At 63.5% G+C, this 15,383-nt stretch carries 17 protein-coding genes; 6 read left to right on the forward strand and 11 right to left on the reverse strand.

What is annotated here, in order from left to right; genetic code table 11:
* Positions 1 to 5: 5 nt before the first annotated feature.
* The 5 genes from flgF to flgB all read right to left on the reverse strand — a co-directional run bounded on the left by flgF (position 6) and on the right by flgB (position 3,782).
* Positions 6 to 743 carry a flagellar basal-body rod protein FlgF gene (flgF, locus tag CFE42_RS07010; RefSeq protein ID WP_004631406.1) on the reverse strand — a complete coding sequence of 246 codons (738 nt, stop codon included), beginning with the start codon at positions 741 to 743 and terminating at the stop codon, positions 6 to 8.
* A 19-nt stretch (positions 744 to 762) separates the two neighbouring features.
* Entirely contained in the window at positions 763 to 1,974 is a 1,212-nt protein-coding gene (gene flgE / locus CFE42_RS07015) for a flagellar hook protein FlgE (RefSeq protein ID WP_004631405.1), read from the reverse strand.
* Positions 1,975 to 2,028: 54 nt separating this feature from the next.
* Positions 2,029 to 2,685, reverse strand: coding sequence for a flagellar hook assembly protein FlgD (locus tag CFE42_RS07020; RefSeq protein ID WP_004631404.1), 657 nt, complete (start codon positions 2,683 to 2,685; stop codon positions 2,029 to 2,031).
* A gap of 27 nt (positions 2,686 to 2,712) precedes the next feature.
* A complete protein-coding gene (gene flgC, locus CFE42_RS07025) occupies positions 2,713 to 3,120 on the reverse strand; it encodes a flagellar basal body rod protein FlgC (RefSeq protein ID WP_004631403.1) in 408 nt (135 codons plus the stop codon).
* Positions 3,121 to 3,326: 206 nt separating this feature from the next.
* Positions 3,327 to 3,782: a flagellar basal body rod protein FlgB gene (gene flgB / locus CFE42_RS07030; RefSeq protein ID WP_004631402.1), complete on the reverse strand. Its 456-nt coding sequence runs from the start codon at positions 3,780 to 3,782 to the stop codon at positions 3,327 to 3,329.
* 424 nt (positions 3,783 to 4,206) lie between these two features.
* Here flgB and flgA point away from each other — a divergent pair, with 424 nt between their 5' ends.
* From flgA to CFE42_RS07050, 4 genes are all read left to right on the forward strand, one after another.
* Positions 4,207 to 5,064 carry a flagellar basal body P-ring formation chaperone FlgA gene (flgA, locus tag CFE42_RS07035; protein WP_037044321.1) on the forward strand — a complete coding sequence of 286 codons (858 nt, stop codon included), beginning with the start codon at positions 4,207 to 4,209 and terminating at the stop codon, positions 5,062 to 5,064.
* A 122-nt stretch (positions 5,065 to 5,186) separates the two neighbouring features.
* Positions 5,187 to 5,507 carry a flagellar biosynthesis anti-sigma factor FlgM gene (flgM, locus tag CFE42_RS07040; RefSeq protein ID WP_004631400.1) on the forward strand — a complete coding sequence of 107 codons (321 nt, stop codon included), beginning with the start codon at positions 5,187 to 5,189 and terminating at the stop codon, positions 5,505 to 5,507.
* A 133-nt stretch (positions 5,508 to 5,640) separates the two neighbouring features.
* Positions 5,641 to 6,102, forward strand: coding sequence for a flagellar protein FlgN (locus CFE42_RS07045; protein WP_004631399.1), 462 nt, complete (start codon positions 5,641 to 5,643; stop codon positions 6,100 to 6,102).
* Between the two features lie 457 nt (positions 6,103 to 6,559).
* Positions 6,560 to 7,276 carry a response regulator transcription factor gene (locus CFE42_RS07050; protein WP_027692990.1) on the forward strand — a complete coding sequence of 239 codons (717 nt, stop codon included), beginning with the start codon at positions 6,560 to 6,562 and terminating at the stop codon, positions 7,274 to 7,276.
* A 124-nt stretch (positions 7,277 to 7,400) separates the two neighbouring features.
* Here CFE42_RS07050 and CFE42_RS07055 read toward each other — a convergent pair whose 3' ends face one another.
* The 3 genes from CFE42_RS07055 to CFE42_RS07065 form a co-directional block, all read right to left on the reverse strand.
* The gene (locus CFE42_RS07055; RefSeq protein ID WP_004631397.1) at positions 7,401 to 8,462 is read right to left on the reverse strand and encodes a porin; all 1,062 of its coding nucleotides are present in this window, start codon (positions 8,460 to 8,462) and stop codon (positions 7,401 to 7,403) included.
* Between the two features lie 260 nt (positions 8,463 to 8,722).
* Positions 8,723 to 9,451, reverse strand: coding sequence for a GntR family transcriptional regulator (locus CFE42_RS07060; protein WP_004631396.1), 729 nt, complete (start codon positions 9,449 to 9,451; stop codon positions 8,723 to 8,725).
* Between the two features lie 107 nt (positions 9,452 to 9,558).
* Positions 9,559 to 9,849 (reverse strand): H-NS histone family protein, encoded by a 291-nt coding sequence (locus tag CFE42_RS07065; RefSeq protein ID WP_004631395.1) that lies wholly within the window; start codon positions 9,847 to 9,849, stop codon positions 9,559 to 9,561.
* A gap of 136 nt (positions 9,850 to 9,985) precedes the next feature.
* On the opposite strand from CFE42_RS07065, the gene CFE42_RS07070 reads away from it, so the two are divergent.
* Positions 9,986 to 10,675 carry a hypothetical protein gene (locus tag CFE42_RS07070; RefSeq protein ID WP_152458822.1) on the forward strand — a complete coding sequence of 230 codons (690 nt, stop codon included), beginning with the start codon at positions 9,986 to 9,988 and terminating at the stop codon, positions 10,673 to 10,675.
* Between the two features lie 137 nt (positions 10,676 to 10,812).
* Positions 10,813 to 13,482, forward strand: coding sequence for a GGDEF and EAL domain-containing protein (locus CFE42_RS07075; protein WP_004631393.1), 2,670 nt, complete (start codon positions 10,813 to 10,815; stop codon positions 13,480 to 13,482).
* A gap of 68 nt (positions 13,483 to 13,550) precedes the next feature.
* Here CFE42_RS07075 and CFE42_RS07080 read toward each other — a convergent pair whose 3' ends face one another.
* The 3 genes from CFE42_RS07080 to CFE42_RS07090 all read right to left on the reverse strand — a co-directional run bounded on the left by CFE42_RS07080 (position 13,551) and on the right by CFE42_RS07090 (position 15,296).
* Entirely contained in the window at positions 13,551 to 13,754 is a 204-nt protein-coding gene (locus tag CFE42_RS07080; RefSeq protein ID WP_009277078.1) for a hypothetical protein, read from the reverse strand.
* Positions 13,755 to 14,265: 511 nt separating this feature from the next.
* Positions 14,266 to 14,862 carry a nucleotidyltransferase family protein gene (locus tag CFE42_RS07085; RefSeq protein WP_004631391.1) on the reverse strand — a complete coding sequence of 199 codons (597 nt, stop codon included), beginning with the start codon at positions 14,860 to 14,862 and terminating at the stop codon, positions 14,266 to 14,268.
* On the reverse strand, positions 14,862 to 15,296 hold the full coding sequence (locus tag CFE42_RS07090) for an organic hydroperoxide resistance protein (RefSeq protein ID WP_004631390.1): 435 nt from the start codon (positions 15,294 to 15,296) through the stop codon (positions 14,862 to 14,864). The genes CFE42_RS07085 and CFE42_RS07090 overlap by 1 nt, the downstream gene beginning before the upstream one ends.
* Between the last annotated feature and the right edge of the window lie 87 nt (positions 15,297 to 15,383).

The following is a 15,383-nucleotide window of genomic DNA, read 5'->3' on the forward strand; positions in this document are numbered from 1 at the left end:
GCCGTTCAGGCGTGGCGCAGCAGTTCATTGGCCGACTGGGCATTCGTGTCGCTCGTGTGCAGCGATTTCATCTGCATTTCGAGCTGGCGCGAGATCGCAATCATGTTGACCAGCGAGTCGGTCAGGTTGACGTTGCTGCCTTCCAGCGCCCCGCCGGTCACGCGGACTTTCTCGTCCACGCTGGCGTCCTGGCCGTCGCGCTGGCGGAACAGGCCGTCGGCGCCGCGATCGATGTTCGACGGGTCGATGCTCACCAGCTTCAGACGGCCCAGCGACACGGGCGGCGTACGGCTGTCGGCGCTGATCGCGTTGACCGTACCGTCCTTGGCAAACTGCACCGTGGTGTCGGGCGGCAACGTGATCGGGCCGCCGTCGCCCAGCACGGGCTGGCCCGAGAGCGTCTGGATCGTGCCGTCGGCACCGAGCTGGAACGTACCGGCGCGGGTGTAAGCCTCACCGCCATCCGGCGTCTGCACGGCAAAGAAGCCTTGTCCGTCGATGGCCACGTCCAGGCTGCGGCCAGTGGTCTCGATCGGGCCGGGCGCGAGGTCCGTACCGATGGCCGAGGCCATGACGTAGCTGCGCGTGGGCGAGCCCTCGCCTTGCACACCCACCGTATGGAACGCGTCGATCTGCGCCTTGAACCCGGTGGTGCTGGCGTTGGCGAGGTTGTTGGCGCTGGCAGCCTGCTGGTCGAACAGGTGCTTCACGCCGGTCATCGACACGTAAATCGAGCGGTCCATGCTGGGCTCCTGCTACCCGTTAGCGCATGCTGACCAGCGTCTGGAGGATGGTGTCCTCCGTCTTGATGGTCTGCGCATTGGCCTGATACGAACGCTGGGCAACAATCATGTTGACCAGCTCTTGACTCAGATCCACGTTGGACTGCTCCACCGCCGACGACTGCAGCAGGCCGAACGAACCCATGCCCGGCGTGCCCAGGTTCGGAGCGCCCGAGTTGGACGTTTCCACCCACTGATTGCCGCCGATGTTCTGCAAGCCTGCCGGAGCCTTGAAGTTGGCCATGGCGATCTGGCCCAGCGTCGACGTGCGGCCATTGGAGTAGCGCGCGGTGACGGTGCCATCGGTACCGACCGCGTAGCTGGCCAGGCGGCCGGTGGCGTAACCGTCTTGCGTCACGCCCGGGGCGGTGTCGTTGTAGCCGCCGCCGTACTGCGTGGTGCCCGTGAAATCCATGGTGGCGATGCTCATGCCGCCAAAGGCCACGTTGATCTTGCTCGGCGATGAGGTGAGTTGGCCGCTGCTGTTGAACGTGAGCGCCGTCACCGGGTTGCCGCCGGTCGGATTGTTGCCGTCCACTTGCGAGTACACATCCCAGCCTGCGGCGGTACGCACGTAGTAGTTGGTCAGCATGTGTGCCGTGCCCGTCCCGTCGTACACCTGCTCCGAAACGGAGTGGTTGAACGTGGCCGAGTTGGTGGCCGAGAACGGCGTGGTGGTCGGCACCGTGGCGGCGGCATCCAGGTTCACGCCGAACGCGGTGTTGGTGGTGGCAAGCGGCGCCAGGTCGTTGACGGGAATCTTCAGGTTGGTCAGCACGGCAGTGTTGACCTTGCCGGTCGAATCCACGCCGTAGCCGGTCAGGTTCTGGCCGGTAGCCGAGATGATGAAGCCGTTCTTGTCGGTCTGGAACTGGCCGTTACGCGTGTACGACACCTGGCCGCTCGACGGGTCGACCATGCGGTAGAAGCCCGTGCCGTTGATCGCGATGTCCAGCGGGTTGCCGGTGATGGTCACGTTGCCCTGCGTGAACGACTGCGACACCTTGGTCACGCTCACGCCCTGGCCGATCTGGTTGTCGGATGCACCCACCAGCGAGCGCGCGTACACGTCGCCAAACTCGGCGGTCGATTTCTTGTAGCCGACAGTGTTGGCGTTTGCCACGTTGCTGCCGATCACGTCCAGGTTTGCAGAGGCGGCGTCGAGACCGCTCAGGCCTTGCTGGAATCCCATAGTGTTCTCCCGTAGAAGATAGAAGCGCGGGGTCTGCCCGCAGTTGACCTGTGATTACTGAATCGATGCAACGTCGGACAGCTTGGCGGTTCCGCCAGACGCCAACACCAGCTGCATCGTGCCGTTGTTGATCGTGACGCCGGCCACCTTGTCGGTGCCCAGCGCATTGGCCGTAACGACCTTTCCACCCTGCGTGGCCGACACCTTGATGGAGTAGGCGCCGTCGGCAAGCTGGTTGCCCTTGTCGTCCTTGCCGTTCCAGGTGTAGTTGCCGCTGCCGCCCCCCATCTGGCCGAGATCGACGGTGCGCACGGCCACGCCCGCAGCGTTCGTGATCGTGACGACGACGTCGTCGGCGCCGTTGGGCACCGAGACGCCGAAGTTGGCAGCCCCCGAGGCCAGCGTCAGGTTGTTGGTCGGCACCTGCACCGAGCGGCCGATCATCGACGACGCCTGCGTGGTCGCGTTCTGCGTGAGCATGCTCGACATCGTGGTGTTCAACTGCTGGATGCCGTTCACAGTGTTGATCTGCGCAAGCTGCGAGGTCATCTGCGAGTTGTCCATCGGGTTGAGCGGATCCTGGTTCTTCAACTGCGCCACGAGCAGTTTCATGAACGTGTTCTGCAGGTCGCTGCCGTTGGTGATGGCAAGCTGGTTGCCGGAGGTCGTGCTCGAGGTGCTGGTCGTGCTGCCGGTTGAGCTGACGGTCATGTTCGTGTCTCGCTGGGAATGTGCCGTTTACTGGCCCAGGGTCAGAGCCTTGGAGGCCATCGTCTTGGTGGTGTTGGCGACTTCCACGTTGGCCTGGTACGAGCGCGACGCAGAAATCATGTTGACCATTTCGTCCACCACATCGACGTTCGGCATGGTCACGTAGCCGTCGGCATCGGCCAGCGGGTTGCCCGGCTGGTGCATGCGCTTCATGGGGGTGACGGTGTCTTCCACCACGCGGTCGACCGACACGCCGGTGGCGTAGTCGTCAGACTCCTGCGCGGGCGAGAACACCACCTGCTTGGCGCGGTACGCCTTGCCGTCCGGGCCCGTCACGCTTTCGGCGTTGGCCAAGTTGGAGGCGACCACGTTCATGCGCTTGGACTGCGCGGTGAGCGCGCTGCCAGCTACATCCATCACCTTGAATAGCGACATGTTGATTCCGATGTCTTCAAACACTGTTGCCGGCGCGGCTGCCGGACCGATCCGGTGTTCTGCATGGCGGCTTGCTCCGGACCGATCTTTCCGGGCCCGGAGCGCCACACAGTTCCCGCCCCTCTTTCGCCGCGCGTGATTGCTGCGCGGTCGTCTTAATGCCTGTCTGCTGCTCTTGCTGCTCTTGCTGCTCTTGCTACGTCGCGCTAGCTGTTTTGAATCGCCGCCAGCATCGACTTGATCTTCTGCGTCACGATGCTCAGATCGGCCTCGTAGCGCACGGTGTTGTCGGCAAAGCGCATGCGCTCGCCGTCCATGTCCACCGTGTTGCCATCGATGGACGGCTGCTGCGACGTGCGGTACTGCACCTCGCCCTGCAGCGCCTTGGTCTGCTGCGACAGCGACGCCTGCATCAGCGACACATCGCCGGCCGGTGCGCCATCCACGCTCAGGTGACCTGCAGCCGTTGCCGTCATCGGCAGGCTGTTACCGCTTTGCTGGCCGACCGCCTTCTGCAGCGCCGACTCAAAATCGAAGTCGCGCGCCTTGTAGTTGGGCGTATCGGCGTTGGCGATGTTCGAGGCCAGGATCTGGTGACGCTGCGAGCGCAAGTGCAGCGCCTGCTCCTGAAAACCGAACAACTGATCCAGCTTGTCGACCATGTCTGTCATTCCTCGCGCGTGGCATCCTGGTGATTGCTGCCACCCGCCGGGGTTTGCGTTCTGTCTTGCGTTTGCGTGTTGCGCGTTCCCTTCGGCCGGAGAACTCGGCATCAGCGGCCCCTTCAAAAACCGCCGATGCCGTCTCCAAAACCGCTGAACCGCTTGTCTTGCTGAGTTGCCGTCATGCAGCCTCAGTGGAAAAGACCTGTCTGCGAATCCAGAGGTTGGCCGGGAAACCTTCCACCGGGGCAGGCTGTACGGCCAGGAACCGCACAACGCCAGGGACTTCACCACGTTGCAAAGTCTAGGGGCCGGTATGCAAGACCATTCGTCCGAATAAGGGGGGGATTGGCCGACATTTCCGCATTTGGCGCTCGCGCACGCGTAGCTACACTTCACCGGACTTTTGATGAAGGGGCTCTCCATGTCCACGCGGTTTGCACGCAGCGCGCACCACCCGATCCGACCTGCCACCACGGCCATGCCGCTGGCGGGGCGCCAGCGCAAGCTGCTGCTGATCCTGGCGCTGGGCCTGCTGGCCAGCGTCGTGCACCCGATCCTGGCGCATGCACAGGGCATGGTGCGGGTGGGCTATCCGCCTGCCCAAGCCGTGCAACAGCCCGCGCAGCCCACCACCATTCAGGGGCCGAACGCCATCCAGATGCAGATCCAGCAACAACTGCAATCCCAACTGGACATCCTGGGCGGCACGAACGAGACGGGGGCGCCACGTGCGTCGGTGGAGGTCGGTCCGGTGGATGCACGTGTAGCCAACCAGCCCTGCGACCAGATCGACCTGATGCTGCCAGCGGCCAACCGCCTGCGCGGCCGTATACAAGTGGGAGTGCGCTGCCGCTCGCCGCACGCCTGGGCGGCCTGGGTGCCGGCCACAATCCAGATTACCGGGACGTATTACGTCGCCTCGCACCAGTTGCCGCCGGGCAAGACGCTCGATATGGGCGACCTGGAAGCCCGCACGGGCGATCTGTCGACGCTGCCGGCCTCGGTCGTGCAGCAGCCAGCCGATGTGGTGGGGCGTGTACTGCTCACGAGCGTGGCCGCCAACCAGCCGCTGCGCGCCGAAAGCCTGCGCCTGCCGGTTGCCGTGCAGGCCGGCCAGACCGTCAAGCTCATCGCCGAGGGCGGTGGCTTCCAGGTCAGCAGCGACGGCCGGGCCTTGAACCAGGCAGCCGTGGGCCAGGTGGCGCAGGTGCGCACCGCCAACGGCAATGTCGTCTCCGGCATTGCACAGTCCGTCGGTGTCGTAACGATCCAGTTTTAAGTCCAAATTGATAACGGCGGATCACTTTTCTACTGTGATGCGTAATCGATACCTGCCGCTAAAGTTTGGGCCGGGGTTGGCCGATATGGGTGTTAGGATGAACGCGCTCTTCGGAGACACCCGTGAAAATCAACCATATCGTGAACAACACGCCGGCCGTTGCGCCGACCAAGGACGCTGCGTCCGGGTCGACGCGCGCGACCGGCTCGTCCCCGGCCGCTACGACGGCTTCGGGCACCCCGCGCCACACCGGCGATTCGCCGTCGCTGTCGGTCCAACAAGTCTCGCGCCAAGTGGGCAGCGGCGACTTCGACGCCGCACGCGTCGAGCAGATCCGCAGTGCCATTCAGAACGGCACGCTCAAGATGGACGCCGGCAAGATCGCCGATGCGGCGCTTTCCGACGCGCAATCGCTGCTCTCCACGCGCTCCAAGAAGGTCTGACGGGGGTTTCCCGTCGTCCGTCCCCCGTATTTTCTGACGCCGCCGGTCCGAGGGTTTCCGACTCTCGACCGCACGCGGCGGGGCGGCGTGCCGGCCGGCGGCTGCCCAAGCTTCCAAGCCTGAGGTAGTCACCATGGACAACACACTGCTGATCCGCACCCTTGCCGACGAGCAGGAACTGCTGCGCGCCGCCACCCTCACCCTGGATGCCGAAGCGCAGGCGTTGCGCGATGGCGACATGGTTGAACTCGAGCGCATCACACAGACCAAGCAGAAGCAGCTCGCCGCGCTGGGCGAAGCCGACCGTGACCGCCGCCTGTGGTGGGCGCAGCACGGCGGCGCCGATCCGTACGGGCTGGTCAAATATCTGCGCACCGACGAAACGGCCAGCCGCCTGTTCGACGAGAACCTGGCCCTGGCCCGCCTGCTGCGCCAGCGCAACATCGACAACGGCACCCTGATCGACCTGCGCCTGCGCGCCACGCAGAACGCGCTGTCCGTCCTGCATGCCGCCAACAATGGCGGCGGCACACCCTACGGCCGCGACGGCAAACAACCGCTGTCGATGCCGCGCTTCTCGGTCGTCGCGCAATAAGCCACCAGAACACGTTTTTTCGGTACAAAAGCCCTGCTTTACGCTCACGTCAATGGGCGTGAAGTGGGGCTAGCTGCTGCTGCCTGATCCTGCTATGTATAGGGGGGTCTAGCGCACCACCGATCGGGGTAGACAAAAAGGTTTACATCCCATTGATGGGTGCAACAAGCATGCTGGGGATTTATTCTGCGATTTTGGCGGGGTTAATCCTCCGCGCCTGGCGACATAAACAAGAAAAACCGGAAGGAAATTGCGCCTGAATGGCGTGCAAGGTTTCGGCCCGGTGGCACCGCATTGCGGTGACTGCCGGTTGAACGGGGAAATATACCGAGACCGCGCGCCAGAAGCATTTCCACAAGCACGGCCCCATTGATTTTGGACCGCCTGGTCCAAATAGACGCGGCAACAAGCTGATTCCGGAAATGGGCAAACAAACCATAACCAGACAGGCGGCGCAGTGAAATCAATCGTAGTGGAGGCACACCCTTTGGTGCGTGCCGGCGCGACCCATGTGTTGCAATCCTTGCCGGCCATTACCGAGGTGGTCAGCGTCGAGCCGGACGAAACCCTCTTTGAAAGTCTCGCGGCGCATGCGGACGCCGAACTGGCCTTGATCGGGCTGCCCTTACCCGGCATCGACGATCTGCCGGCCCTCTCCCGGCTATTGCAACAGCCGCATCCCCGACATATCGCCATACTGGGCGAAACCGATTCCGCTGCGCACGTGCGTACGCTGATGCAATTGAATGTCTCGGCATATCTGCTGAAAAGCTATTCCGGCAAATTGATTGCAGCGGCATTGGAATTGGTGCTCGCCGGCGGCCGTTATGTGCCGGCCTCGATCGTGCTGGCGCGGTCTGAAGCCATTGCGGCAGGTTCGGCCAATGGCCATGACGATGGCGCGTTGCTCGGCCTGACGCAGCGTCAATATGAGATTCTCGTACTGCTCTCGCGCGGGCATCCGGTCAAAACCATCAGCCGCATGCTGAGTATTTCCGAGGCGACAACCAAGGCGCATATCAACGCGCTGTATCGCCGGCTGGAAGTGCGCAGCCGTACCGAGGCCGTCTTCGTTGCCACGCAGCGCGGCGCCATGCTGCTGAATCAGCCACACATTGGAGCGCAGCCCTCGTCGCTGCCCTCGCCACCGCTACGCCTGGCGCGCACGGGCTGACGCTCCGCTCTTACCCATCTTCCACACAACAAAAAACGGCGCCCGGAATCCGGACGCCGTTGCAAATGCCCGCCCACGCTGTCGAGACGCGGGCGGCGACAAGGAAAAGCAGAACGCGGAAGGCTTAGAACTTTGCGCGGATGCCTACGCCGAAGGTGTCGGCCGTCGACAGGTCCGACACCTTGTCGCGGAAATACGCCGCATACACATCGGTGCGCTTGGACAGCGAATAGTCGTAACCGATCGCCCAGGTGTTGCGCTTCACGTCGGCTGCACCCGAGGTCTTGGTGTAGGCATACGACGCCAGAACGCTGCCCGGGCCCACCGGAATCGACACACCCAGCTGGCCGCCGTTGCTCTTGGCGTCGCCGGTGCTGATCGTGTTCTTGATGTACTGGTATTGGCCGTACAGCTTGACCACGCCAAAGTCATACGTCGCGCCCAGTTGCCCCGCCGTCTGGCGCGCAAAGCCCGCCACCAGGCTGTTCAGATCGCCCGGCGCGCCGTCGTAGCGCACCTGCTGGAACGCCGCCGTGGCCGCAAAATTGCCGCGGAAGAACAGCAGGCTGCCGCCCCACTTGTTCTGACCGTTGTGACCAGCCTGCTCGCCAGCGCCGTAGATCAGGGTACCTGTCAGGCCGCCCATGTCCGGCGTGGAATACATGATCGAGTTGTCCCAGCCCGAATCGCCCACCAGGCCCGAGATGCCCGCGGCGCCCGAACGGCCGTTGCCGAGGTAGGTGTGGAACACCATCGGCGAGAAGGTGTACGAATCGATGAACGGGTTAAACAGGATCGTCGAAACGAAGTACGGCGGCGTGTTGCGGCCGAGCTTGATCGAGCCCCAGGTGTTCGACTGCAGGCCGACAAACGAATTACGTGCGAAGAAGTGGTCGCCATCAAAGCGGCCGGACTTGCCCGTATCAGGGCGGAAGAACGCTTCCAGCGTGAAGATCGCCTTCAGGCCGTTGCCCAGATCTTCACTGCCCTTCAGGCCCCAGTACGACGTCGACATGCCACCCGAGTTGACACCCCATGCGCGGTCCTGGCCCAGGTTCTTGGTGGCGCCCGCCCATGCATCCACCTGGCCGTACAGCGTCACAGACGATTGGGCCTGCGCTGCGCCTGCGGTCAAACCGGCGGCGGCAGCCAGCACGGCCAGCGAAAAACGTCGCTTGAGTTGCATTGTTGAGTTCTCCCTCTTGTGGTTCCGGTGTGTTGAATCGACTGAATCAGCTTCGAGGCGGCAGGTGGCTCAACCCGCCGCCGCTGAGATGGCGCCGTGAATGCAACTGCCGTGCCAATACGTTGTTGGCAAAGCGTCGCTTCACAAATGAATACGTTTTCCTGGGAAGGGGCGCAGACTAGCTTGAATACCCTAGGGGGACAAGTCCCCATTGCGGGGTGTGTGGCGCCGTTTCTGCACCGCTGTGGCGCAGTGCGCTTTCAGTCGTTTTGAAGCACGCGGATATCGACTTCACGCGTATAGCGTTCAGGAGAAAAATCGCAGTACGTGATGGAGATCGGCACGTCGGCGAGGCTGTAGCCGATGCGGCGCACACGCACCAGCGGCACGCCCGCTTGCACGCCGAGCTGCGCGGCTTGGTGGGCATCGGCCACACAGGCCAGCGGCGCCTCGCGCGAGCGGGCGATGGTCAGGTTGGCGCGCTGGAAGACCTGCACGAACAGACGATCTTCGAAGTCGCGCGCCTCAAGCATCGCCGCGAGTCGGGACGTCAGCCACGTGCGCAGCAGCATGATGGGCTGGCCATCCACCTGAGCGCGGCGCTCGACAAACGCCACCTGCGCGCCCACCGCCAGGTCAAGCGCGGCGGCCACGGTTTCGTCGGCCTGCTCCAGTCGAAATGCACTGACCGTATAGACGGCGCCCGGCACGTATTCCAACGCAGCATCGGACTGGCCCGGCGCGTACAGCACCGGCCGATGTGGCCCCACGCGGTCGAGCACCACGCTGCGCTGCCCCCGCGAGCGCCTGAGCAGCCCGCGCGCCGCCAGTTCGTTCAGTGTCCGGCGCGCCGTCAAACGAGATACGCCGTAGCGCTGGGCGACTTCGTTCTCGCTGGGCGCGACACTGCCGGCCGGCAGCGTTCCATGCAGGATGTCGAGCCGAATGCAGTCGGCCAGTTCGAGGTATTTGGGCAGGCGGGGCGTCATGCCTTCCTTATACAGGAACGCTCATCACTCGCAGCAACGCAAATGGCCCACCGGGCAGGTGGGCCATTTGCATTGCGGCACTTGCGCGTCAGGCAGGGCCTGACGAATCAGGCGATCAGGAATTTATCGCGGTTCTTGCCGATCCAGGCCGGAGCACGGCCGCGGCCGGACCACGTTGCGCCTGTCTTCGGGTCACGATACTTCGCCGGCACCGGCGCCTTCGCACCGGCACGGCGACCGCGACGCTGAGCCAAGCCCAGGTCTTCAGCCGTCAGGCCATATTCGGCAACCGTCTGGCGCACTTGCTGGATAACCGCTTCCAGTTCCTTGGCACGCGCAGTTTCGATCTGCTCTTCCAGTTTGGCCTTTTGTGCAACCAATTCCTTGTATGTCGCCATATGCGCTCCCAATAAATTCCGGTGTGAAGTCTGGTGTGGATCAGATATTAGATCAATTGTATTCATAACTGAAATCAAATTTCAACGTTTTTGATCGTGGCCCTTCAAACCGCTCCACTAAGCCACGAATCAACTCGTGGCACACCAGATGCTCAGTTTCAACCGGAAAGTCGAATTGACGCATCGGATTAGCGTACGCGATCATGCAAGGCAGCAAACTGGTATCGCGCTTCATTTCAGTGCCACCACCATAGCAAGCGCTGCCGGGTCCCGCAATTCCGGCTTTCGGCGCAAGCGGCAATCTGCAGCATCGCTGCAGTACAGCAAACGCAATATCAATTCATGCGCAAGCCTCCGGCCAGGCATGCCATTGCACCGCGATGGCCCCGTCATGGCATGCCCATTTGAGGGGGCGGTAAAACGATTGAAAGCACCACCCTCTTGGTTGCAGTTGGATGAGACAACGATGAATTCGCCCTTGCCGCGTCGTTTTTACTATCTGCTTTTGGTCTTTGGCGTACTGGCAGGCACCCTGTTTGTCGCCGCGACCGTTTTCTTTCCAGAACGTTCAGTCGAACGGATCAGCGCTTATTTCATCCTGACAATGGGAACATGCATGTTGATGTGTGCAATCGGGTTGACACTGACGCATCACTGGATCGATCAGCATTTCGCCGCGCAGGAGAGTGGACATGGCCCGCATGCCCAAATGGAACCGTCGCTCGCACCAGACCCGCAGCCAATCGTTTTGAAACCCGCGCGACAAACGAACAACTGCGCGTCTGACAAAACGCATTCAGAATGTGTTGTATCGACCACAAACTAGACTTTGCGCCGCGCACGACTTTTGCGCATCATGAATAGCATTGCCCCCGACTTCCGGCAGCCGGCGTTCTCGCGGCCAGTGTCGGCCGAAGTCCATGCTGAGTGAGATGCCGGGCAATGCCTCAGTTGGAGCGTGGGATGCCAGACGAAATTTCCTACCCGTTGTCGGCGCAAAGCCTTCCGGTTCCGCTCTATGTGGTGCTTGAAGGCCGCATCGTCTTTGCCAATGCAGCCGGTGTTTGCATGGTGCGGGCGCTGTCCTCCGACCAACTGCTCGGCGAGCCCTTCTCGCGCTTCTTCCAGGACATTCCCGCATGGCTGGAGGCCCGTACCGGAGAAGACGCCGATGCGACGCAGCCCGATGCTCGGCCCATTCCGGCAGCACAGCTCGTCTCCGCCCTTTCTGCCGGCGATTCCAACGAGGTGGTCAGCGTCAGGCTGACGGTGACGCCAACCCGCTTTGATGGGCTGCCAGCGCAGCAGGTGGTCGTGCACGGGTTGCCGCTGCCGCTCGATGCGCAATTGCCGGGCAAGGCCGGCGAGCGCGTGCTGAGCGCCGAAGCCATCGGTGCAGCGCTGCCGCACGAGCATCTTGATCATCTGCTTTCCACGCTGCCGTCCGCCGCCTCGCTCGGCGAGCGGCTGCATGCTGCGCTGCGGGCGCTGGAGGCTGCCTTGCCGTCGGCGCTGTGCGTCGTGGTGCGTGTCGTCTCCGGGCGGGCAAGGCTCTATGGCACACAGCGCGCCCGGGCGAAGCTGGCATTGCGCGACGACCACGCGGCGCACCTGCCCACCGCGGCACAGGGTGAGTTCGATATCGAACTGGCCCGCATCGCGCCGCTGCTCAATGAGCTAGCGCCCATCGAACTGGTTCACGAAGCCAATGCGCCCACGGCTTTGCACGAAGCACTTGTCCGCGTGTTAGACACCGCGCATCCGACATGGCTGTGCCGCATCCCGGCCCAACATGGCGGCATGGCCGTCGCCGATGATCTGCTCTGCCTCTTCTTCCCAACTGCCAAACCGAGCGACGACACAACGCTGCGCGCAGACTGCGGCCGCTACATCGCCGCCTTGGTCAAGCTGCTGCGCCTGGAGAATGAATATCGCCAGTCCCGCGAGCTGCGTGATCAGTACCGGCTGGTCGTCAATCATCTGAGCGAAGGCGTGCTGACGCTGTCCACCGATGGCCGCGTGCTTTCGTACAACCGCAGCGCGGCGGACATCTTGCGCATGTCGGGCGCGTCATGGAAAGGCCGCCCGCGTGTGGCATTGAACGACATGATGTTGGGTGAAGACGGCGCCATCCTGCCCCGCGCCGCATGGCCCTCCACCCTGGCGGCTCGCACGGGGCGAGCGATCAGCAACGTCGTCGTGGGCGTGCCGGCCGGTAATGGGCAGATCGTGTGGCTGCGTGAATCGGTGCTGCCGATGTTCTCGCCGGACAGCGCATCCCCGCACGCGGTGCTGGTCATCTTTACCGACATCACGGCCGAGCGTTCCGCCTACGAGCAGCTGCGCCTGCTGGAGACCAAGGATTCGCTCACCGGCCTGCCCAATCGCGCGGCGTTCATCGAGCGGCTCGATGCGCGGCTGGCGCTGCCGTCCACCGGGGAATCCGCACTGCTGTATATCGGGCTGGACCACTTCAAGACCGTGAACGAGGCGATGGGGCACCACATGGGCAACCAGGTGCTGAACATGGCGGCGCAGCGCATCCGCGGCCAGGCGGGCCAGCGCGCGCTGCTGGCCCGCCTCGGTGGCGACCAGTTCTGCGTGGCCATCGATGACCCGAACGCTGCCGACACGCTTGCACAACAGGTGCTCGACGCGCTGGCCCGCCCCTTTACCGGTGGCGAACGTGAAGTGCATCTGTCGGCCAGCATCGGTGTGGCGGCCTACCCGGAAGACGGCGGCGATGCGGCCACGCTGGTCAGCCATGCCGAAGCCGCCATGTACCGCGCCAAGGAAAACGGGCGCAACCGCATCACGCGGTATTCGCGCGCGCTGGAAACACAGATGCTGCGCCGCTTCACACTCAACGAGCGCATGCGGCGTGCGCTGGCGCGCGGTCAGGTGCGGCTGGTGTATCAGCCGAAGTACGCACTCGACTCAGGCGAACTGGTGGCGGTTGAAGCGCTGATGCGGTGGTCCGACCCCGAACTGGGCGCAGTGTCGCCCTCCGAGTTCATCGACGTGGCAGAAGAGTCGGGCTACATCCTCGAACTCGGCCGCTGGGCACTCATGCAAGCCTGCGCGCAGGGCGAGGCATGGGCACGAAAGTTCGGCTTCACGGGGCGCATGGCGGTGAATGTGTCCGCGCGGCAATGCGATGCGGGCGTGATCGAGCGCGACGTCGATGAAGCGCTCAAGGCTTCGGGCATGGCGCCCGGCCGGCTGGAACTGGAACTGACGGAAAGCGTGCTGCTGGCCGACCGGCAATCGACACAGCGCCTGCTCATGAGCCTGGCCGCGCGGGGCGTGCGCATCTCGCTCGATGATTTCGGCATCGGATTCTCGTCGCTGTCGTATCTGCGCAGCTTGCCGATCCACAACATCAAGATCGATCGTTCGTTCATCAGCGGCGTGCCTGGGGTGCCCGACTGCGTGGCGCTCACCAAGACCATCATCGCGATGGCCCGCGCGCTGAACATGACGGTCACGGCCGAAGGTGTGGAAACCCCGGAGCAAACGGCTTTCCTGACCGCACATGCGTGCGACGAAGTGCAGGGCTTCCTGTTTGGGCGGCCGCTGGAAGTGTCGGCACTGGAAGAATTGCTGCGCACCCGAAGCCGCGCACAGGTATAAAAAAACGGACCCGAAGGTTTAACCCCGGGTCCGTTTCTTTTTGAGTCGACGCGCAGGTCGAACCGAAATCAACGCGTCGATACGTTGCCCACCAGGCCGCCCAGTGCGGCACCGCCCAGCGTGGCACCCGGGCCGCCAATCAAAGCAGCGCCGGCCAACCCGCCCACACCCGCACCAATGGCGGTATTGCGTTGACGTGCCGTCATGTCGGCACAGCCGGTTGCGGTCAGCAACGTCGCACCGGCCAGCAGAATCGTCAGTACCCGAACCATGTTTTTCTCCTTGAATGCGTCGGTCGCGATCAAGCCATCGCGTATCGGGAGTTTGGCCAACGGGTGCCGGACTTGCTGTTTCAAGTTGTAATCAATCGTTGCAATGTGCAGGGCGGGCGCGTCTGAGAGGCCGTGCCGCATTCGCAAGCAGCGCCGACCAAAAGCCGTCGCCACGCCGCTCGGATGGTGTTTCCCACAGACTTATCCACATGTTCTGTGCATAACCGGCGCCGCCTGCCGAGACCCAAACCACAAAAGGGCTTGACGGGTTTGGGCAAACATGCAGCGCACGTAAAACCTGTGCACCCGCACAAAGTTATCCACATTCGGCAGCCCTGTTACATCGTGCAACAAACCCTTTTCCGTCAACTGCTTGCGGGGGGTTTTGCAAGCGGTGTGCGCGTTGCTGTGGACAAGTGGGATTGGCCGAAAACGCGGCTTTTGTTAGCCAATCTTCGCAGGACCGCCTGCATCAGCCCCGAACACCCCATGCCCACGGGCAAACGTTCGATCAGCGGGCCAGATCGGCCGGCGTGTCGACGTCGCGCAGGATGCCGGCGTCATCGGTCTCGATGCGGATGAGCTTGGCAGGATCGATCAGCCGCCGCGCGCCCTCGTCCCCGTCGAGCGCTGTCAGGCCCGCGAAGAAGTCGGCCCCGAAGCCGATCGGGTGGCCCCGCTGCCCGGCATGAAAGGGCGCAACGCAACCGTGTGGATCCACTGCGTTGGCGACTTGGGTGATGGTCTCGGGGGCAATCCACGGCATGTCGGCCAGGGCGATGATCCACCCGCCGGCTTGCGGGCGTGCGGCTACGCCGGCAGCCAGGCTGGCGCCCATACCGCGTGCAGCATCGGGACAGCGCAAGACTTCGCAGCCAGCCTCGGCCAACAGCGTTGCCAGTTGATCGACCTGCGCGCCATGCGTGGCGGCGGCGGGCACCACTGCCACTACGTCGCTCAGCGCCTGCATCAGGTGCCGCGCGGCCTGCACCGCCACGGGGGTTCCATCGGGCAGCGGGGCAAGCAGCTTGTTGGCCACGCCCGCCGCGTCGAACCGGCTGCCGCGGCCTGCGGCCAGCAACACACCAACAACAGGCCGCTGCGGCATCAGACTACCTCGGTCTTGAGGGTGACTTCCACGTTGTTGCGCGTGGCGTTCGAATACGGGCACACCTGATGCGCCTGGGCCACCAGCTTCTCGGCATCAGCTTGCGAGAGCCCGCCGATCCGCGCGGTGAGCCCCACCTTCAGGCCAAAACCGCCTTCATCGCGCGTGCCGATGCCCACATCGCAATGGATTTCGATATTGCTCGGGTTGAGCTTGAGCATGCTCTTGGCGACAAAGTCGCACGCCGAACCGAAGCACGCGGCATAGCCGGCGGCAAATAGGTCTTCGGGCGTGGTGGTGTTGGGCTTGCCGGGGCCGCCCATGGCCTTGGGCACCGACAGGTCGTGCGAGACCTGGCCGTCTTCGGTTTGCGTGTGGCCGTTGCGGCCGCCTGTGGCCTTGGCGTGGGCGGTGTACAGGATATTCAATGCCATGACATGCTCCTCCGGTGGGTGAACGACGCAATCGCGGACGCAAGAATCGGTCCGCAAAACTGGGGGGATACGAGGCTGCAAGAACAA

It is taken from the genome of Ralstonia sp. PBBBR1, from assembly GCF_002256165.1.
Lineage (GTDB): Bacteria > Pseudomonadota > Gammaproteobacteria > Burkholderiales > Burkholderiaceae > Ralstonia > Ralstonia thomasii.